14 protein-coding genes are annotated in these 19,175 nt (G+C 75.3%); 2 read left to right on the top strand and 12 right to left on the bottom strand.

Features of this window, described 5'->3' with window-relative positions:
* Window positions 1–22 precede the first annotated feature (22 nt).
* The 9 genes from PUR61_RS34210 to PUR61_RS34170 form a co-directional block, all read right to left on the bottom strand.
* The gene (locus PUR61_RS34210; protein ID WP_329883419.1) at window positions 23–1,189 is read right to left on the bottom strand and encodes a GNAT family N-acetyltransferase; all 1,167 of its coding nucleotides are present in this window, start codon (window positions 1,187–1,189) and stop codon (window positions 23–25) included.
* Window positions 1,186–2,022: a hypothetical protein gene (locus PUR61_RS34205; protein WP_329883418.1), complete on the bottom strand. Its 837-nt coding sequence runs from the start codon at window positions 2,020–2,022 to the stop codon at window positions 1,186–1,188. Before PUR61_RS34205 ends, PUR61_RS34210 begins: the two co-directional genes overlap by 4 nt.
* Before the next feature lie 61 nt (window positions 2,023–2,083).
* Window positions 2,084–3,199, bottom strand: coding sequence for a glycosyltransferase (locus PUR61_RS34200; protein WP_329883417.1), 1,116 nt, complete (start codon window positions 3,197–3,199; stop codon window positions 2,084–2,086).
* Window positions 3,196–4,395 (bottom strand): polysaccharide deacetylase family protein, encoded by a 1,200-nt coding sequence (locus PUR61_RS34195; RefSeq protein WP_329883416.1) that lies wholly within the window; start codon window positions 4,393–4,395, stop codon window positions 3,196–3,198. Before PUR61_RS34195 ends, PUR61_RS34200 begins: the two co-directional genes overlap by 4 nt.
* Window positions 4,385–6,118: a murein biosynthesis integral membrane protein MurJ gene (murJ, locus tag PUR61_RS34190; protein ID WP_329883415.1), complete on the bottom strand. Its 1,734-nt coding sequence runs from the start codon at window positions 6,116–6,118 to the stop codon at window positions 4,385–4,387. The genes PUR61_RS34195 and murJ overlap by 11 nt, the downstream gene beginning before the upstream one ends.
* Entirely contained in the window at window positions 6,115–7,440 is a 1,326-nt protein-coding gene (locus PUR61_RS34185; protein ID WP_329883414.1) for an O-antigen ligase family protein, read from the bottom strand. The genes murJ and PUR61_RS34185 overlap by 4 nt, the downstream gene beginning before the upstream one ends.
* A 63-nt stretch (window positions 7,441–7,503) precedes the next feature.
* A complete protein-coding gene (locus PUR61_RS34180) occupies window positions 7,504–9,027 on the bottom strand; it encodes a sugar transferase (protein WP_329883413.1) in 1,524 nt (507 codons plus the stop codon).
* A gap of 333 nt (window positions 9,028–9,360) precedes the next feature.
* Complete coding sequence (locus PUR61_RS34175; protein WP_329883412.1) at window positions 9,361–10,515, bottom strand: glycosyltransferase; 1,155 nt, start codon at window positions 10,513–10,515, stop codon at window positions 9,361–9,363.
* A 237-nt stretch (window positions 10,516–10,752) separates the two neighbouring features.
* Window positions 10,753–11,193 carry an SRPBCC family protein gene (locus PUR61_RS34170; protein WP_329883411.1) on the bottom strand — a complete coding sequence of 147 codons (441 nt, stop codon included), beginning with the start codon at window positions 11,191–11,193 and terminating at the stop codon, window positions 10,753–10,755.
* Between the two features lie 182 nt (window positions 11,194–11,375).
* Here PUR61_RS34170 and PUR61_RS34165 point away from each other — a divergent pair, with 182 nt between their 5' ends.
* Entirely contained in the window at window positions 11,376–12,269 is an 894-nt protein-coding gene (locus tag PUR61_RS34165) for a HipA family kinase (RefSeq protein WP_329883410.1), read from the top strand.
* A 147-nt stretch (window positions 12,270–12,416) separates the two neighbouring features.
* Here the strand turns inward: PUR61_RS34165 and PUR61_RS34160 are convergent, their stop codons facing one another.
* The 3 genes from PUR61_RS34160 to PUR61_RS34150 all read right to left on the bottom strand — a co-directional run bounded on the left by PUR61_RS34160 (window position 12,417) and on the right by PUR61_RS34150 (window position 16,892).
* On the bottom strand, window positions 12,417–13,904 hold the full coding sequence (locus PUR61_RS34160; RefSeq protein WP_329883409.1) for a S8 family peptidase: 1,488 nt from the start codon (window positions 13,902–13,904) through the stop codon (window positions 12,417–12,419).
* Window positions 13,905–14,307: 403 nt separating this feature from the next.
* A complete protein-coding gene (locus PUR61_RS34155; protein WP_329883408.1) occupies window positions 14,308–15,426 on the bottom strand; it encodes an amidohydrolase family protein in 1,119 nt (372 codons plus the stop codon).
* Window positions 15,427–15,428: 2 nt separating this feature from the next.
* The gene (locus PUR61_RS34150) at window positions 15,429–16,892 is read right to left on the bottom strand and encodes a glutamine synthetase family protein (RefSeq protein ID WP_329883407.1); all 1,464 of its coding nucleotides are present in this window, start codon (window positions 16,890–16,892) and stop codon (window positions 15,429–15,431) included.
* 507 nt (window positions 16,893–17,399) lie between these two features.
* On the opposite strand from PUR61_RS34150, the gene PUR61_RS34145 reads away from it, so the two are divergent.
* Entirely contained in the window at window positions 17,400–19,175 is a 1,776-nt protein-coding gene (locus PUR61_RS34145; RefSeq protein WP_329883406.1) for a 3-hydroxyacyl-CoA dehydrogenase family protein, read from the top strand.

Here is a 19,175-nt window from a genome sequence, read left to right as displayed (position 1 = left end):
CAGACGCCCCCGGAGTGCCCGTTCAGCTCCGGCGGCGGGCGAGCAGGGACTCCTTCAGCTTCGGCAGCCGGCTGCTGAGCACGCGCACCGCGGCCTGCCGGGAGCGGACGGCGCCGCACCGGACCGCGGCGGCCGGGGCCGGGCCGCGCGGGCCGAACAGCAGCCGCTGGTTCGGCAGCCGGTCCGGCCGCCAGCGCTGCTTGTACGGCTCCTGGCCGCGCAGCAGGCCCAGCACCGGGATGCCCGCGCCGACCGTCTCATCCAGCGCGGCGCCGAACAGCAGGCCCGCGATGTCCAGCCGCTCGCGCAGCCTCGGGTGCGCGCCGTACATGTAGAGGCCGCCGAAGGACGGGCAGAGCAGCAGCAGGTTGACCGCGACCAGCTCGCCGTCCAGCCAGTACTGGTGGACGGCGGCCCGGCCGGTGGCCACCAGGCCGGTGGTCGACTCGTCCAGGTGACGGGCGAACCGCTCGGTGCGGTGCTCCGGGGTGACCCCGCGGTCGGCCCACTGGAGGAAGTGCAGCCGCAGCAGCCCGGCCAGGGCCTCCGGCACCTCCGCCGGGGGCGTCGAGCGCACCTCCACGCCCGATTCGGCGATCTTGCGCAGCTTGACCCGGCTGCGCTGGGCGGTCTTGCCCGGCACCCGCTTGAGCAGCTGCTCCATCGGGACGGCCGGCAGGTACTGGCAGAGCGAGTCGGTGAACCGCCGGCGCCGGCCGCGCCAGTGCGCGAAGACCCGCTGGACGGCGGCCTCCGGGTGGACCTCGCGCAGGTCCAGACTGTGCCAGGGGCGGGTGAGCGGGAGCGCGGCGGCGAACTCGGCGGCGGCGCGGTCGGCGCAGGAGTCGTCGAGCAGGATGTCGGTGAAGTCGATCAGCCCGTCACCGAGGCCGGTCAGGCCACTCAACGGGCCGCCGCGGCGCTGGAACGCGCCCGCGCCGACCAGCCGGCCGTCACGGCGGACCAGGACCACCAGCAGGGCGCCGGGGCGTCCGTAGTTGCGCCACCAGGAACGCTGCCAGACGGCGGCCTGGAAGAAGGTGGCGGTCCGGCAGCGGGTGACGAGGTCGTCCCACTCCTCGGCGAGGGTGTCGAGCGCGTCGTCCTCGCGGCGCAGCTCGGTGGTCCAGCGCGGTGCGCACGCCTGGGCGGGGAGCCCCGTGGTCGGGGCGGCTGCCTCGGTGCTCATCGTCCGCTCCCGGCCACGGTCTTGGTCCTGTTCTCCGACTTGGCCGGAGCCGCGTCCGCGGCGGGCCCGGCCTTTCCGGCCCGGTCCGGCTTTCCGGCCCGGGCCGCCGTGTCGCCGGTCCCGGACGCGGCCGTGACCTCGGCCGTGACCTCGGTCCCGGCCTCGGGCCGGGGCTCCGGGCCGGGGCCGGCCACGGGTTCCGCCCCGGGCTCGGCGGTGCGCGGGCGCGGAGCGGTCGGGACGGGCGCCGCCCCGGCCGCGGGGCCTGCGGCGCTGTCGCTCCGGCGGCGGGTCATCATCACCAGGGCGCCGATCAGCACGCCCGCCGCACCGCCGACCGCCACGTCCAGCCGCCCGGAGGGGGTGGTGGGCCGCTCGGGCTCTGCGGCGGCCGCGAGCGGGACCAGCCGGACGCCGGTCTCCTTGGTGCTGCCGTTGGCGAAGGTGACCAGGGAGCGGGCCACCGCGTCGGCCGTCAGGACGGCCTCCTGCGGGTCCGCCCCGGTGCCGGTGATCTCGATCATCGGGGCGTCCGGCGAGGTGGTGCCGTGCACCAGGGCCTCCAGCTCGGACCGGCTGTGCCCGGTCTCCGCGGCGGCTGCCGCGAGTACCTGCGGCCGGCCGGCCAGCCGGCCGTATGCCTGGGCGAAGTTGACGGCCGTGGCGCTCTCCCCCGGGTTCTCCGACACCACGATCACGTAGGAGTCGGCGGCGTACGAGGGGTGGGCGACGACGGCGTACCCGGCGCCGGCGGCGGCACCCAGGGGCACCGCGAGGGCCAGCGGCCACCAGCGGCGGACCAGGAGACGGGCGCTTCGGCGCGGTTCGGTCATCGGGACTCCTTGGATACGGGGGCCGCCCGGCCGGCGGCCCGGCGACTGGGGAGCTGCCGGCTCAGGCGGGGACCAGGCGGTCGTAGAGGGCGCCGAGGTCGGCGGCCACCCGGACGATGTCGTAGTGGCCGACCGCGGGGGGCCGGGGCAGCGGGTCGGTGCTGTGGTCGTTGAGGTGGCGCAGCTCGCCCAGCGCGGTGGCGTACGCGGCGGCGTCCGACGGGATCCGGCGGGCCTGCGGGGCGGCGCTGGGCGGCAGTTCGTCCAGGGCCGGACAGGCGCTGTGGCGGACCGGGAGGCCGGCCGCCAGCCCCTCCAGGACGCCGAGTCCGAAGGTCTCCTCGGTGGAGGGCGCGGCGAGCACGTCCAGCGCGGTGAGCAGGTCGGGGACGTCGTCACGCTCGCCGGTGAGCACCAGCCGGTCGCGGACGCCGAGTTCGGCGGCCCGGCGCTCCAGGGCGGCGCGTTCCGGACCCTCGCCGACCAGCACCAGGCGGGCCGCGCCGTCGAGTTCGGCGAGCGCCTCCAGCAGCACCGGGAAGCGCTTGCCGGGGACCAGGCGGCCGACTCCGCCGACCACCCAACTGCCGGGCGGCAGACCGAGTTCGGCGCGCAGCCGGGCGCGGGTGGCAGCCCGGTCGGCATCCTGCCGGCGGTAGCGGTCGGCGTCGATGCCGTTGGGGATCAGCTCCACCCGGCCCGGCGGGACGCCCCAGCCGTGCAGGGTCTGGGCGACCTGCCGGGAGACCGCGACGGTGGTGGTGCCGAGCCGCTCGGCGGCCAGGTAGAGGCCCTTGACGCCGCGGGTGACCGGCCGGCCCTCGATCACCCCGGCGTGCAGCGAGTGTTCGGTGGCCACCACGGCCCGGACCCCGGCCAGCCTGGCGGCCAGCCGGCCGTACAGTCCGGCCCGGTAGAGGTGGGTGTGCACCACGTCGTAGCGGCCGGCCCGGATCAGGCGGGCCAGCCGGGGCAGCGCGCCGACGTCCCGGTTGCCGCGCATGCCGAGGTGGTGCACGGTGACGCCCTCGGCGCGCAGGGCGGCGGCGACCGTGCCGGGGTTGGTCAGCGCGAGGACCTCGCAGTGCTGGTGCGCGGGCAGGTACCGGAGCACAAGCTGGAGCTGGCGTTCGGCGCCGCCCGAGGCGAGGCCGGTGACGATGTGCAGCACCTTCATCGGGCGGCCCTGCCGTGGCCCGCCCGCTCTCCGCCGGGGCGCTCGGACCTGCGGGCGGCACCGTCCGTGGGTCCGGCGGGCGGGAGGTGCGTCCGGGCCCCGCCGGGTTCGCCGGACCGCCGGACGGGTGCGACCGCGTCGTTCCCGGGCCGCTGGTCGCCCTCGGCGGCGCGGACCTTCGGCTCGGGGCGGTCCGCACGGTCCGCACGGTCCGTACGGTCGGCCCGGACCGGGCGCTCGGCCTGGTCCGGACGCTCGGGGCGCTCAGGGCGGGTGCGGGCGGCGAGACGGGTACGGCGCAGTTCGGTGACGGTGTCGCGGAGGCGGTGCCGGCCGCGCTTGGCGCGCAGCCGCCAGGCGCCGTCGCGGTCGCCGACGTAGCAGCGCGGCAACGCGTACCTGCCGGTGAGCGGGGAGTGCGCGATCGCGCAGGCGTAGTCGTAGCCGGCGTCCCGGACGGCGTGGGTGGCGGCCAGGTCGACGGCGCCGTACGGGTAGCAGAAGCCGGTGACCGGACCTCCGACCATCTCCTCCAGGGCCCGGCGGCTCTCCCGGGTCTGGTCGGCGAGCACGTCGGCGGGCAGGCCGGACAGCGCCCGGTGGCCGAGGCCGTGCGAACCGATCTCCCAGCCGGCCGCGGCGAGGTCGGTGACCTCCTGGACGGTGAGCAGCTTCTTGCGCGGGCCCTCGGTGTCCCAGTCGTTGGCCCGGCCCAGCAGGTCGGCGACCACGTAGGCGGTGGCGGTGAAGCCGTAGGCCTGAAGGATCGGTACGGCGTAGCGTCCGAAGTCGGCGTAGCCGTCGTCGAAGGTGAGGCCGACCAGCTTGTCGTCCCGGCCGGCGGCCCTGGCCCGCATCAGCTCGCGGACCGAGACGCCGCGCCGGCCGCACCGGTGCAGCCAGGCGATCTGTTCGGCGAACCGTTCGGGGCTGACGGTCAGCTGGTAGGGGTCCTCGTCCTCGACGGCCACCGAGTGGTACATCAGGATCCACGGCGAGGAGGGCTCCGGTGCGGGCGCCTCGGCGATCGGGCGGCGGCTCCTCGGCAGCTGTGCCGGTGGTCGGCGGGTGCCCGGCCGTGGTGCGTCGTGGCGCGGCGCGTCGGTGTGCGGGCCGACCGCGGCCGGCGCACCGGGTGCGGCGGGGCGGCGGACGCCCGACAGGACCGGCCGGACGAATCCCCGTTCAGCGTCCATGGGGAGGCTTCCCTTCATCGGCGACAGGTGACGGGCCCAGGGCCCGGGCTGCGGCGCGGACCGGTCCGCGCACCTCGCGGGCGCCGAGGACGGTGCCCAGGGCGGCGAAGACCAGCGCCACGGTGAGGCCCCCGCACAGGGTCGAGAGCAGGGGGTCGGCGGTGAGGCCGGCGACGGGGGTGCCGAGCGCGACGGCGCCGGCGGCGGAGGCCAGCAGCCGGGCGTGGCCGCCGAGGACGAGGCGCAGGCGCAGCGGGATGCCGCGCAGGACCAGGCCGTGCAGCAGGAGCGCCGCGGTGGCGGTGATGCCGACCGCGTTCCCGGCCGCCAGGCCCGGGGCACCGAACCGGGGGGTGGCGAGCAGACCGCCGACGACGGTGACGACCAGGCCGAACGCCATCGCGGCGGCCGGGTACCAGTCGAGCAGCCGGCGTCCGCCGTCGTCGGGGCTGGGGTCGCCGGCCCGGCGGACCACCGGGCGGAGCGAGAAGTAGGGGCGGATCATCACGCCGATCAGCGCCTGCGCGGGCAGGCCGAAGCTGTAGACGCGGATGACGGCGGCGGTGGCGGAGGTGTCCCGGGGGCCGAAGGCGCCGCGTTCGAAGAGCAGCGCGACCACCGACGGCGCGCAGGCGAGCAGGAAGGCGGTGCCGAGCAGGACGACGGCGGCGGCCTGGCCCAGGTCCTTCTCGACGCGGTCGCGGGCGGCGGTGAGGTCGCCGGCGGCGAGCGCCCGGGCGACCAGGGGGAAGGTGACGGTGCAGATCAGGATGCCGGCGGTCATGGCGAGCTGGGAGACCTTGGCGGCGTAGTTGAGGTGCGAGATGGTGCCGGCCGGCAGCTCGGAGCCGAGGAACCGCTCGATGAAGACCTGGGACTGGCGGGTCAGGGTGAAGGCGGCGACCGGCAGCAGGGCCAGCGGGATCAGCACGAGGGCCTTGCTGCGGGGGCGGCGGCCGCGGGCGGGGCGGGCGCCCGGTCCGGTGCGCAGCCCGTACAGGAAGGGGACGATCAGCAGGCCCGCCATCAGCAGGCTGCCGAGGGCTACGCCGAGGGCGGCGGAGCGGACGCCCCAGATCGCGTGGCAGCTGAGCAGGACGCCGAGGATGCCGACGTTGTAGGCGACGTAGATCCCGGCCGGGGCGGTGAAGCGGTGGTGGGCGCGCAGGGCTGCGGCGAGGTAGCCGGCCACGCCGAAGGGCAGCACGGTGATCGCGGTGATCCGGGTGCAGGTGACGGCGAGTCCGGGGTTGGCCAGGCCCGGGGCCAGCACGTCGACGAACCAGGGGGCGCCGAGGGCCGCGCCGAGGGAGAGCGTGGAGAGCGCGAGCAGCAGCCAGGGCAGGGTGGCGCGGACCAGTTGGCGGACCGGGTCGGGGCCGTCGGGGTTCTCCTCGCGGAGCACCAGGGCGAGGGCGAAGGCGGGCACCATGAGGAAGGACATGGCGTCCTCGATCAGCAGCGGTGCGGCGGTCTCGGGGACGGTCCAGGCGACCAGGAAGGCGTCGGTGCCCTGGTTGGCGCCGAAGTAGCGGGCCAGCAGGAGGTCGCGGAGCAGGCCGAGGGCGGAACCGGCAGCGCTGAGGACGGCGGTGACGCCGAAGGCCTTGGCGAGGAAGCCGCGCCGGGGGGCGGCTGCGGGGTCGGCGACGGCGGGGTCGGCGGGCGCGGACCGGGGGGCCGGCAGGGCCGGGGTGAGCGCGGTGGGCTGGTCGGTGCTCATCGGGCCGCCGCCTCCGGGCCCGCGCCGCGGGGGCCTCCGGCGGTTCTTGCGGCTCCGGCGGCTCGGGGGGCTCCGGGGGCTCGGGCGGCTCGGGCGGCGAGGCCGAGGACCACGGAGGTCAGCACGGTGGTGGTGCCGCCGATGTCGGCGTAGAGGAAGTCGACCAGGACCCAGGTGAGCAGGGCGAGCGCCGCCAGACCCGGGCCGCGGGCGTGCCGGAGACAGCCGAGGAGCAGGCCGAGGAAGAGCACACCGTAGGCGACGATGCCGGTCAGCCCCTGCTCGCTGAGCACCAGGAAGTACATGTTGTGCGGGGAGAGCAGCGGTTCGCGCTGGAACCCGATGGTGGCGTCCGCGGCGTCGCTGCCGGAGGAGAGCCGCAACGGGGCGTGGCTGTCGCGCAGTTGTTGGAAGGCCTTGGGGCCGGCGCCGGAGAACGGGTGGTCCTGCCAGATCCGCCCTGCGGTGGCCCACAGGTCGTAGCGGTCGGAGACCGACTGGTCGGGGGCCTCGGAGACGGAGCCGATCGAGCTGATCCGGGCGGTGACACCGGAGCCGCCGAGGCCGAGGCCGCCGACCAGGACGACGGCGGCGGCCAGGCCGAGGACGGCGCTGCGCACGGCGAGCCGGGCGTCGGCGCGCAGCAATAGGACGGCGGCGGCCGCGGCGGTGGCGATCCAGCTGCCGCGGCTGAAGGAGACGGCGAGCGGGAAGGTCAGGAAGGCGGCGGCCGTGAACAGCGCCCGCCGGAGCCGGGGGTCGCCGGCCGGGCCGCGTTCACCCAGGGCCAGGGCGAGGGCGGCGAGCAGGCCGTAGGCGACCACGGTGGACATCGCCATGATGTCCAGCGCACCGAAGGTGCCGACGGCGCGGATAGGCCGGCCCGTGTAGGAGGCGCCCGTCCCGGTGAGGAACTGGTGGACGCCGACGACGCCCTGGACCAGCGCGGCGACCACGAAGGAGCCGAGGACGAGGCGCTGGTCGGTGCGGTCGCGCAGGGAGCAGAGCACCGCGGCGGGGACGAGCACGAAGACCTGGGTGAGCCGGACGAAGCCGGTGAGGCTGGTGGCCGGGTCGATCGAGCCCACGGTGGCGACGGCCGCGGCGGCGACCACGGCGCCGAACCGGACGGCGTCGGCGCGGCCGATCGCGGGCGTCCGGCCGCGCAGCAGGTTGACGGCGGTGAGGGCGACCAGCGCGAGCGAGGCGAGGTCCGCAGCGGTGACGTGGACGGCGGCGGCCACGTCCTTCTCCCCGGTGGGGACGCAGACCAGCAGCACGGTGGCGGCGGCGAGCAGGGCGGGGCGGTCCTGGAGGAGCACCCCCGCACGCCGTAAGAGGTGTGCGGGGCGGGGAGGTGTGGCAAGGGTCAGGGCCACGCTGGGTCAGCTCCCGTCCGGGTGGAGCATCAGGACCGCAGTGCGGCACAGGATCTTGACGTCCTGCCAGAGGCTCCAGCTCTCGATGTAGCGGTTGTCGAAGCGGGCCCGGTCCTCGATCGAGGTGTCCCCGCGCAGGCCGTTGACCTGGGCGAGGCCGGTGAGGCCGACCGGGACGCGGTGGCGGTCCGCGTACTCGGGGTAGGCCTGGCTGAACCGCATGACGAAGTAGGGGCGCTCGGGGCGCGGGCCGACCAGGCTCATGTCGCCGCGCAGGACGTTCCAGAGCTGCGGGAGCTCGTCCAGGGAGCTGCGGCGCATCAGCCGGCCGACGGCGCCCATCCGGTGGTCCTGGGAGATGTTCCAGCGGGTGGCGGACTCGTGCTCGTTGCTGGGCCGCAGGGTGCGGAACTTGAGGACGGTGAAGACCCGTCCGTCGAGGCCGGTGCGCTGCTGGCGGAAGAGCACGCCGGGGCCGGTGTCGAAGCGGACCGCGAGCGCGCAGAGGACGAGGACGGGGGCGAGCAGCAGCAGGCCGAGCCCGGCGGCGGTGACGTCCAGGGTGCGCTTGGCGGTCCAGCCGGGGCGGCGCATCGCCGCGCGCCCGACGCGCAGACAGGGGAAGCCCCAGAGGTGGTCGGCGCCGGCGAGCCGTCCGGCGCCGAGCGATCCGTACTCGCGCAGGGCGGGGACCAGCCAGACCTGGCAGCCGAGCCGGGCGGCGTCGCGCAGGGCGGCGGCGGTCTCGGCCTCGTCGGCGGCGCCGGCGGTGGCGACCACGTGGTGGACGCGGTGGCGCCGGATCTCGCGCTCCAGGACCTCACGACCGCCGAGGACGGGCAGGTCGGTGTCGCCTGCGAGCAGCGCCGGGTCGGCGTCGAGGAAGCCGACCGGGCGCATCCCGTACTCGCCGCGCTCGCTGAGGGCGGCGGCGACCCGCCGGCCGAGCCGGCCGGCGCCGAGCACCAGCACGGGGCTGGGGCGGCTGCGGCGGATCCGGCGGACCAGGTGGTAGAGCACCGCGCGGACGCAGACGGCGAGCAGCAGCTGGGTACCCAGCAGGACGGTCAGCCGGGCCGGGGTGGCGGGACCGGAGTCGGGCCAGTGGCCTTCGAGGCAGCCGGCCAGGGTGACGGCGAAGGCGGTGGCGACGACGGCCCGGACGGTCAGCGCGGGCAGCTCGTCGAGGACGGAGAGGGTGAGCCGGCTGCGGTACAGGCCGCCGGCCAGGTTGAGGAGCAGCAGCAGCGGCAGCAGGGCGGCCACGCCGAGCAGCGGCGCGACCCGGACGGCGGGGTCGAGGGCGCGGTTGGCGATCCCGGTGGCGGTGCACAGGGCGAAGGCGTCGACGACGACCAGGGCGACGGGCAGGGCGATCCGGGAGCGGACCGGGCGGCGGTGCCGCCTGGCCGCCGGGACGCTGCGGGTCCGGGCGGTCCCTGCCGGGCGGTCGAGCAGCCCGGTGGCGGGCCTGCGCTGGCCGGACAGGGGCCGGCCGGGCCGTGGCACGCTGTCGTGGTCAATGGTCATCAGCGCACGAACTCCCCTGCTGTGTGCCCGGGGTGACGGCGGTCCGGCACCGGTTGGCCCGGGGCGGCCGTCCCGACCCGGTGGGCGCGGTCCTGACTGCACCTGCCACCGCTGGCGGCTTTCGGATTTCTCGCGAATTCCCGGCGTGAAATCGAAATGAAGCAGGCAAAATCAGACAATACCGAACGCCGACCGGAATGCTGGAAGTCGACTTGCCATTTCATTCCAGCCGCCCATTAATAGGTATTTCTGATTTCACGCCTCACCCACAACCGGCTGAGGGTGCGAATACGACAGCGCCGGACCGGCGGGCATTCACGGCATGTGAAACGATCAGATCCGCTGCGGGACACGGGCGCGGCGGCGCCCGGCCGCAGGACCGGCCCCCAGGAGATCCCGGTAGAGCGCGTCCACCTGTTCGACCACCGAGCGAACATCATGGCGAGCCGCCGCATGCTCACGCAGGCGTGCGCCGCGTCGCTCGCACTCGATCGGATCGGACAATGCTTCGGCCATTCGGGTGGCGAGCGCGGCGGCGTCCTCCGGCGGCACCACAGCGGACTTCCGTTCGGCCGGCGGCAGGCATTCACGGGCCCCCGGAACGTCGGTCAGCAGCACCGGACGGCCGGAGGCCATCGCCTCCAGCGGGGCGAGCGCCATGCCCTCCCAGCGCGAGGGCAGCACCACCAGGTCGGCCGCGGCGAGCCACGGCCGCGGATCCGCGACGTCCCCGACCAGCCGGACCCGGGCCGGCTCGGCCGACTCCCGGACGACGGCGGCCAGCCGGGCCTCCTCCGGCCCGCCGCCGACCAGCGCCAGTCGGGCCGACGGCACCCGGCGCTGCACCTCCGGCCAGGCGTCGAGCAGCACGTCCTGCCCCTTCTGGCGACAGAGCCGGCCCACGCAGACCGCGAGCGGGGCATCCAGCTCCAGGCCGAGCATGACCCGGGCGGCCCGGCGCTCGGCCGGTGCGTAGTGGCGGACGTCGACACCGTTGGGCACCACCGCCCAGTCGGCGTGCAGGCCCGCCGCGACACCGTCGGCCCGCTCCTGGACCGAGACGCAGAGCAGCCGGTGCGCCCAGCGGGTCGCGTACCGCTCCCAGCGCAGGGTCGCGGCGGCCAGCGCGCCGTCCACGGCGGCGAACGACCAGGCGTGCGGCTGGAAGACGGTCGGCGCGGCGCCCCGGACCGCGAGCCGGCCGGCCAGCCCGGCCTTGGCGCTGTGCAGGTGGACCATGTCGGGCGCGGCCGCCCGGACGATCCGGCGCAGCCGCCACGCCTCGGCGGCGACGGCCGGGCCGGGCGAGCGCCGGGCCGGCCAGTCCAGGACCAGCGCGCCGACCGCGCCGGCCTCCTCGGCCAGCCGGCCGCCGCGCGGACAGGCGACCAGCACCCGGTGACCGGCCTCGCGCTGGCCCCGGACGAGGTCGACGACGACGCGGGCGACCCCGCCGTCGACGGGCTGCGAAATGTGAAGGATCGTCATATGCACGGCGGCGAGCCTAGGGTGGGCGCACCGTGCCGCGGGGCCGCCGTCACCCGCACGTGGCGGGCGTCCACCCGTACGGCTTTCCGCTCGTACGGGTGGACGGACCGGTCGAAACCCCGAGCGAGCCGAAGGACGGTTTCAGCAGGCCCGGGCCGTCGCACCCGGGGCCGTCACGGCCCGGGGCGGGTTGTGACGGGCCGGCCCGGGACCGGTCGTGAGGGGTCGGGTCGGGCGTCAGCGGACCTCGGCGGCCAGGTTGGCCAGCACCTGGTCGTGGATCCGGTTCAGGCCCTTCGGGGCGAAGGTCCGCTCGAAGAAGCCGCCGATGCCGGTCGCGCCCCGCCAGGACGCCGTGACGGTGACCTTCGACCGGCCCTCGCCGACCGCCGAGACGGTCCAGGTGATCACCATGGTGGAGTTCGCGTCCCGCTCCACCAGCTGGTCCGGCTGCGGCGCCGAGACGGTGAACAGGCAGTCGCGGATCCGCTTCTCGGTGGCCTGCAGCTTCCAGTGCACCTGGGTGCCCGCGCCCGTGCCGCCGACCCGGACCTCGTACTCGCTGTACTGCTCGGGCAGCAGCTTGGGGCGGGTCACCTGGTAGTCGGCCAGCGCCTCGTACACCCGCTCGGGGGCCGCGTCGTAGACCCGCTCGGTGGTGGCCTGCACCTGTCCCATGGTCGTGCTCTCCTCGTCAGGTCGTCCGGTGTGGTGGAGTCGCCCGGCGCGTGCCGCGGCCGTCCGGTCCGTGTGGTCCCCGGTGGCGCGCGATCGTCCGGGCCACCGGCAAGCCAATCACAGGAGCCCCGCCGCACCGGCCGCCGCCCTGGTCTCCGAGGGCGGGCATTAGGGTGGCGGGTGTGCTCGATCAGGTGACAGCAGTGCGCTATGTCGACCCCCTGCGGGCCGGCGGTTCCGTCCCCGGTGTCGTGGAGACCGACGACCTGGGCACCTACGTGGTCAAGTTCTCCGGGGCCGCGCAGGGCCGCAAGGCGCTGGTGGCCGAGGTGATCGTCGGCGAGCTGGCCCGGCGGCTCGGCCTGCCGGTGCCCGAGCTGCGACTCGTCGACTTCGACCCGGCGGTCGCCGACGGCGAACCGGACGCCGAGATCCAGGACATCCTGCGGTCCAGTCGCGGGATCAACCTCGGCATGGACCTGCTGCCCGGCGCCCGCGACTTCAGGCCCGGCATGATCGACGTCGACCCGGTCCTGGCCGGGCGGGTCGTCTGGCTGGACGCGCTGACCGGCAACGTCGACCGGACCGTGCACAACCCCAACCTGATGGTCTGGCACGGTGCCCTCTGGTTGATCGACAACGGCGCCGCGCTGATCTTCCACCACCGCTGGTCCGCCGCCGCGTCCGCCGTCGGCAAGCGGTACGACCTGAGCGCGCACGCCCTCGGCGGGTACCGGCCGGACGTCCGGCTCGCCGACGAGGAGCTCGGGCCGCTGGTCACCGCCGGACTGCTGGCGGAGGTGCTGGCGCTCGTCCCGGACGAGTGGCTGGCCGGCGAGCCCGGCTTCGACTCGGTGGCGGAGCTGCGCGGCGCCTACGTCGCACACCTGGCCGCCCGGGCCGCGCGCTCCGCGGAGTGGCTGCCGGAGGGGTTCGCCACGCCCGACCAGCTGCGCGAGACCGAGCAGCGGCGGGCCGCCCGGACCAGGGCCGGCCGGCCCGCCTGGCTCCAGGACGTCCCGGACCTGCACGGCAAGCCCTCGGTGGAGACCGCCTGGGAGCAGCACGTCGAGTGAGCGGCCCGGTGGCGTGCCGGGCCGGACGGCTCGGCACGCCGCCCGGGCGCGGAACGGGGGCGGAACGGGCGCGGACACGCGGAACGGGGGCGGGACCGGTGTCCCGCCCCCGTCGGGGGTTCAGCGGCCGATCAGCGTGTCAGCTGCTCAGCGCCACCACTGGACCGCCTTCTCGGCGTTGATGATGCCGGCGCCGTAGAAGCCGTTGTCGTCCACGCCGCCCTCGCAGGTGGCGGCCCAGACGCCGGTGCCGCCCGGGTTGTACGGGCCCGACGGGCAGGCGTGCGACTCGGCCTGGTTGGTGATCAGCTCGGTGAGCTCCTCCGGGCTGGCCCACGGGAAGGTGCTCGCCAGCAGGGCGAGCACACCGGCGGCGTGCGGCGAGGCCATTGAGGTGCCCTGCATGTAGCCGTAGCCGCCACCCGGGATGGTGGACAGCACGCGGCCGTTCTTGTCCGGGGTGTCCGGGATCTGGTAGATCCGGTCGCCACCGGGGGCGGCGACGGTGACCTTGTTCTTGCCGTAGCTGGAGTAGTACGACTTGTCGCCCTTGACGCCCACCGAGGAGACCGTCACGACGCCGTCCAGCTCGGTCGGCAGGTTGAGGCAGTTCTGGTTGATCGGGCGCTCGGCCGGCGTGGTGTCGTCCGGGCTCGCGACGTCCTTGGTCTTGTGGGCGAGGTCGATGTTCTCGTTGCCCGCCGCGGCGACGTTGAGGACGCCCTTGCGCTGCGAGAACTCGACGGCGCGGCGGACGGCGGTGGTGATCGCCGCCTGGTCGGCGTCCTCCTGGCAGTTGAACATCCACGGGTCGACGAAGTAGCTGTTGTTCGTGACCTCGAACTTGTGCTCACCGGCCCAGACGAAGCCGCAGATGGCGTACTCCGGGTAGATGAAGCCGCCGTCGTCGACGACCTTGACCGCGGCCAGCTTGACGTTCGGGGCGATGCCCTCGATGCCCTTGCCGTTCTTGGCGGCGGCGATGGTGCCGGCCACGTGGGTGCCGTGGGCGCCGTCCACGCCGGGCTGCCAGGCGTCCCAGGCGGTGTTCGGCTTGCCGCCGTCGATGCAGGAGACCGACTTCGAGGCGTCGACGTTCGCGGCGAGGTCCTCGTGGGTACCGTCGATGCCGGAGTCCAGGACGCCGACGGTGACGTTGCGGCTGCCCAGGGACAGCTTGTGGGCCTTGTCGACACCGATCTGACGCATGTCCCACTGGTTGGCCCAGTAGGGCTCCTCGCCGGCGGCGGGAGCGGCGGTCGGCGCGGCGGCGACCTCCGCGGTCCGGTCCTCGGAGGCCGTGATGCCCTTGGTGCGGCTGGCACCGACCGACTCGACGCCCTTGGCCTTGCGCAGCTTCGCGGCGAACTGGGTGTCGGTCGAGCGGGCGATCACCACGCCGATCTGCTCGTAGGAGTACACGACGGAGCCGCCGAGGGTCTTGACCGCGGTCTCGACCTTCTGCACCTGGCCGTGGTTGGCCTTGGTGTTGACGACGTAGCTGAGCAGCGGACCGGTCGTCGACTCCGCACCGGCGGCGAAGGCGGTGCCGGCCGGCAGCGCGAGGGCGCCGGCGGTGGCGAGGACGACGCCCACCGCCGCGAACCGGGTCCGGCTGATCCGAGGAACACTCATAGGGGTTGGCCCTCCCGAGTCGTCATGCAACTGCGGTTGGCAGGTGCACTGGAATGATCGGGACGCTAGTGAACATGTGTCGTAATCCGCAAGGGGTAGTCATCTAATCGACACCGTTCGGCCACTTGCGAAGGTTGCGGCTCCGGGGCGAGCGACACCTCGTCAATCCATACGGTGAATAACCGGCCTTCGTGCCCGCACCGGATCCGCGTGACGAAGGATTCTGTTCGAACAACCGTCATGGACCGCCGCGGACTGGCATGATCATCGGGTCCTGATCGACACCACGGGAGAGCTCGGCACAGCCATGTCCGTCGACCCCCGGGCGGCGGGCGCGGTTACCCCTGCCCCGGGCTCCGCCCGTCCGGGACCGGCGCGACGGACGTCACGCCCTGCCGGCCGTTCAGAGCGCGTACAGCCGTCGGGCGTTGCCGGCGGCCACCCGGCGGGTGAGGCGCTCGGCGTCGGCCGCGGTGCAGGCGCCGTCGGCCCGCCAGCCGTCCAGCAGGGTGCCCAGGCCGTGCCGGAACTGGGCCGCGCCGACCAGGTACAGCTCCGGCAGGCCGTAGGCGTCGGTCGAGAACAGCAGCTTGCCGAACGGCGCCAGCTCCAGCATCTCCCCGAGCACCGTCGCCACCCGGGGGCCGACGTAGGAGGCGGTCAGCCCGAGGTCGGTGTGGACGAGCGGGAAGACGTGCGCCAGCCACGCGGCCTGCCGGTGGTACGGGTAGCCGTGCAGCAGGACCAGCGGGACACCCGTCGGCTCGGCGGCCCGGACGAAGCCCGCCAGCAGCGACGGGTCGGCCCGGTGCAGGGTGAGGTCCGGATCACCGAAGCCGGTGTGGAGCTGGAGCGGCAGGCCGAGGTCGGCGCAGACGTCCACCGCCGTCCAGAGCAGGTGGTGCAGCAGCACCCGGTCGGTCAGCCGGCCGCCCCCGGCCCGCAGCCACTCCCCCGCGGCCGCCGCCACCTCGGCCGGACCGGGGCGTTCGGCGGGCACCGCCAGGCCGGTCCGGTAGGCCAGCACGGACTTCACGGCGACCGCGCCGGACGCCGCCGCGGCCAGCGCCTCGCGCACCGCCCGCGCCCAGCCACCCGCCGGGCCCGCGACGGCCTCGGCGATCCGCTCCAGCCGGACCACCTCACGGACCCGGACGCCGGCCGCCTCGGCGAACGCGTCGAGCGGCAGCAGGGAACGGCCTGCGGCGGCGGTCAGCCCGGTGTCGACCAGGCAGGTCTCCAGCCCGGCCGCCGCCAGCAGCCGGCGTGTCGCCTCCGGCGCGCCCAGCTCCCGCCGGCGGGCCAGGTACTCCTCGGCCGGGGCGTGCGCGGGCAGCCCGAGCGCGGGCGGACACCAGCGGCGGACGGCGAGGCCGAGCGCGCTGTCGAACGGCGAGGTGCCGGGCGCGGGCGGGCGGTCGGACTCGGTGAGCAGCCCCGCCAGGTCCTCGTCGGCGAGCTCGGCCGTCAGCACGCTGTGGCAGTGGTGGTCGACCAGCGCGGGGACGTCCGGCGGGGGCACCGTCAGTACCGCCAGCGGGTCGCCGCCACCAGCTGCTCGGGGGTGGCGCCCGCGTACTGCTCGCTCTCGGCCAGACGGACCGCCAGCACCGCCTCGTACAGCGGCTCGCCGAGCGCCTCCCGGAGCACCGCCGACCGCCGGTAGGCGGCGAGCGCCTCGGCCGGTCCGGCGGGGAGCCTGGGGACCGTGCCGGGCTCGGCCTGCGCCGGGTCACCGGTGACCTCCGGCGGCAGCGTGAGCCCCCGGTCGAGGCCGGCGAGGCCCGCGGCGAGCACCCCGCCGAGCGCCAGGTAGGGGTTGGCGGTGGCGTCGAAGCACTTGATCTCGGCGTTGGCGGCGGTGGAGCGCTCGCCGGTGGAACCGGTCACCAGCCGGAGCGCCGCCTCCCGGTTCTCCAGGCCCCAGCACCGGTAGGCACCGGCCCAGTGCGAGGGGACCAGCCGCAGGTAGCCGGCCGGGCTGGAGGAGCCGAGCACCAGCAGCTCGGGCAGCGCGCCGAGCACCCCGGCGAGGAAGCCCTCGGCCTCGGCGGTCAGCCCGTGCGGGCCGGACCCGCCGCGGGCGAGGTTGCGGCCGTCCCGCCAGAGGCTGAGGTGGAGGTGGCCGCCGTTGCCGACCGAGCCGGCCTCGACCACCGGGGCGAAGGAGACCCGCAGTCCGTGCCGGGCCGAGACGGCGCGGACGGTCTGCCGGACCAGGACCGAGGTGTCGGCGGCCTCGACCGGGCCCTCGGGGGCGACCGAGACCTCGAACTGGCCGGCCGCGTACTCGGGGTGGATCTGGAGCACGGTCAGCCCCTGCTCGGCGAGGGCGCGGAGCAGCTCGCGCAGGTACCCGGAGAGGTCGGTGAGCCGCTGCAGGCCGTACGCGGCGCCGGCCGTCGGGTACCGGGGCTCCTCCTCCGGCGGGCCGGCCAGCGCGACGACCCACTCGATCTCGATCCCGGCCTTCAGACCCAGGCCGCGCTCGGCCGCCGCCGCGACCGCCCGGCGGGCGAAGAGCCGCTGACAGCCCGGGTGCGGGGCGCCGCCCTGGGTGTACCGGTCACCCGGTGCCCAGGCCCAGCCGGGCTGGGCGGCGAGCGGGACGAGCCGGTCGACGTCGGGGTAGAGCCGCAGGTCCCCGGTGGGGCCGCCGGTCAGCGGGCTGGAGACGATGGTGTCGTCGGCCAGGAAGACGTCGAAGCAGGGCGCCGTGCCGACGCCCCACTGCGCGGCGTGCACCAGGCCGGTCAACGGCACGGCCTTGACCCGCGCGATGCCGGCGTTGTCCACCCAGGTGACGGCCACCGCGTCGACGTCGGCGGCCCGCAGCCGCTCGACCGCGGCGCGGGCGCGCTCCCCGCGCTCCGCCCGGTCGGCCCTCGGCGGCAGCGCGACGCCGGCCGGCCGGCCGGCGTCCTCGGCGGCGGGCTCCTGCTCGGCGGCGGGCTCGCCACGACCCGCGGTCACGGTTCCGGTGCTCATGCCCCCATGCTGCCCGGCCCCACCACCTCGCGTAATTCCCCTATCGAGTGGTCCGAACGGACGTCCGTCCCCTCCGTCACCCGTTCCGGCGACGCGGTCCCGGCGGCGAAATACCGGCTCCCACCCCCTTCCTACCTGCGAGTAGCCCGGTTACAGTGTCGGCACGCATCACCGCCGGGCTTCGGGAGCCGCACCGGCGGGGGCGTCGACCGGCGCGCGGGACCGCGCGGACCGGACGGCACCGGAACGGTGTGTTCACCCACCGGCCGTTTTCGCGGATCGCGGACGAAGGCCGGGGTTTCCCTCCTTTTCTCTTCCCTGCTTCAGAGTCGCTTCCTTCACGCCGAGCGCCTGAGTACCACGGCACACCCGCAGCACCGCCGGAGCGGACCGGCGGCTGCGCGGTGGCCGCAACCGTCATCTCCCCAGCCCCCGCGCGCGGACCCCCCTCCGTCGGCGCGTCCGCCGGAGCGCGCGCGGGCTTCCCATGACAAGGAGTCAGGACAGATGGAGCGTCCCTTTCCCACGGTCGCCGTGGTCGGCCTCGGCACGATGGGTGCCGGCGTCGCGGTCGCCGTCGCCAGGAGCGGCCGCCGGGTGATCGGCATCGAAGCCGACGAGGAGCAGGCCGCCCGGGCACTGGCCCGGATCCAGGAGGCCACGGCGTACGCGGTGACCCGCGAGCGGCTCACCCCCGAGGAGCGCACCGCGCTGCTCGACCTGATCTCGGTGGGCCACGCGCTGGAGGCCGCCGCCGACGCCGACCTGGTCGTCGAGGAGGTGCCCGAGCAACTGGAGCTGAAGCGGGAGCTCTTCGCCGAGCTGGACCGGATCTGCCCGCCGGGGACGGTGCTGGCCACCGGGACCACCGCGCTCTCGGTGACCCGGATCGCCGCCGCCACGGCCCGCCCGGAGCGGGTGCTCGGCCTGCACTTCTTCAACCCGGTGCACACCATGAAGCTGGTCGAGGTGGTCCGCACCGTGCTCACCTCCCCGCAGGTGGCCGAGGACGCCGCCGGATTCGCCCGGGACCTCGGCAAGGAGCCGGTGGCCGCCGGCGACCGGGCCGGCTTCGTGGTCAACGGCCTGCTCTTCGCGTACCTGAACCAGGCCGCCGCGATGTACGAGTCCAAGTACGCCACCCGGGAGGACATCGACGCCGCGATGCGGCTCGGCTGCGGCCTGCCGATGGGCCCGCTGGCGCTGCTCGACCTGATCGGCGTGGACACCGCCCGGACCGTCCTGGAGGCCATGTACGAGCAGTCCCGGGACCGGCTGCACGCCCCCGCGCCGATCCTCGGCCAGCTGGTCTCGGCGGGCCTGCTGGGCCGCAAGAGCGGCCGCGGCTTCTACACCTACGCGGCGCCCGGCTCCTCCAGGCCGGTCGACGCGGCCGACGGTCCGGCGCTGCCGAAGGTGCCGGGCCGGACGGTCCGCACGGTCGGCGTCTGCGGTTCGGGGACGATGGCCACCGGCATCGCCGAGGTGTTCGCCAAGGCGGGCCGCCCGGTACTGCTGGCCGCCCGCAGCCAGGAGAAGGCGGACAAGGCCAAGGCGCAGCTGGCGCGGTCGCTGGAGCGTTCGGTGACCCGGGGCCGGCTGAGCGCGGAGCAGCGGGACGCGGCGCTCGCGCTGGTCACGCCGGTCGGGCAGTACGGCGAGCTGGCCGAGGTGGACCTGGTGGTCGAGGCGGTGGCCGAGGACCTGGCGGTCAAGCGCGAGCTGTTCGCCACCCTGGACAAGATCGTCAAGCCGGGTGCGGTGCTCGCCACCACCACCTCCTCGCTGCCGGTGATCAGCTGCGCCTCGGCCACCTCCCGGCCGCAGGACGTGATCGGGATGCACTTCTTCAACCCGGCGCCGGCCATGAAGCTGGTCGAGGTGGTGTCCACGGTGCTGACCGCGCCGGACGTCACCGCGACCGTGCTGGAGCTGTGCGCCGAGGTGCGCAAGCACCCGGTGGAGTGCGGGGACCGGGCCGGGTTCATCGTGAACGCGCTGCTCTTCCCCTACCTGAACGACGCGGTGCGGATGCTGCAGGAGCACTACGCGACGGTGGACGACATCGACACCGCGATGAAGCTGGGCTGCGGCTACCCGATGGGCCCGTTCGAGCTGCTGGACGTGGTCGGCCTGGACGTCTCGCTGACCATCGAGCAGGTCCTGCACCAGGAGTTCCGCGAGCCGGGTCTGGCGGCGGCTCCGCTGCTGGAGCACCTGGTGGCGGCCGGCTGTCTGGGCCGCAAGACCGGCCGCGGCTTCCGCGACCACGCACGCCGGTGA

It is taken from the genome of Streptomyces sp. BE20 (assembly GCF_036322525.1).
Classification (GTDB): domain Bacteria; phylum Actinomycetota; class Actinomycetes; order Streptomycetales; family Streptomycetaceae; genus Kitasatospora.
This window is presented reverse-complemented; position numbering and strand designations above follow the sequence as displayed.

Coding starts and splice junctions, on each gene's coding strand:
- PUR61_RS34210 (WP_329883419.1), bottom strand. CDS start 1,189: ATGAGCACCGAGGCAGCCGCCCCGACCACGGGGCTCCCCGCCCAGGCG.
- PUR61_RS34205 (WP_329883418.1), bottom strand. CDS start 2,022: ATGACCGAACCGCGCCGAAGCGCCCGTCTCCTGGTCCGCCGCTGGTGG.
- PUR61_RS34200 (WP_329883417.1), bottom strand. CDS start 3,199: ATGAAGGTGCTGCACATCGTCACCGGCCTCGCCTCGGGCGGCGCCGAA.
- PUR61_RS34195 (WP_329883416.1), bottom strand. CDS start 4,395: ATGGACGCTGAACGGGGATTCGTCCGGCCGGTCCTGTCGGGCGTCCGC.
- murJ (WP_329883415.1), bottom strand. CDS start 6,118: ATGAGCACCGACCAGCCCACCGCGCTCACCCCGGCCCTGCCGGCCCCC.
- PUR61_RS34180 (WP_329883413.1), bottom strand. CDS start 9,027: ATGACCATTGACCACGACAGCGTGCCACGGCCCGGCCGGCCCCTGTCC.
- PUR61_RS34175 (WP_329883412.1), bottom strand. CDS start 10,515: ATGACGATCCTTCACATTTCGCAGCCCGTCGACGGCGGGGTCGCCCGC.
- PUR61_RS34170 (WP_329883411.1), bottom strand. CDS start 11,193: ATGGGACAGGTGCAGGCCACCACCGAGCGGGTCTACGACGCGGCCCCC.
- PUR61_RS34160 (WP_329883409.1), bottom strand. CDS start 13,904: ATGAGTGTTCCTCGGATCAGCCGGACCCGGTTCGCGGCGGTGGGCGTC.
- PUR61_RS34150 (WP_329883407.1), bottom strand. CDS start 16,892: ATGAGCACCGGAACCGTGACCGCGGGTCGTGGCGAGCCCGCCGCCGAG.
- PUR61_RS34145 (WP_329883406.1), top strand. CDS start 17,400: ATGGAGCGTCCCTTTCCCACGGTCGCCGTGGTCGGCCTCGGCACGATG.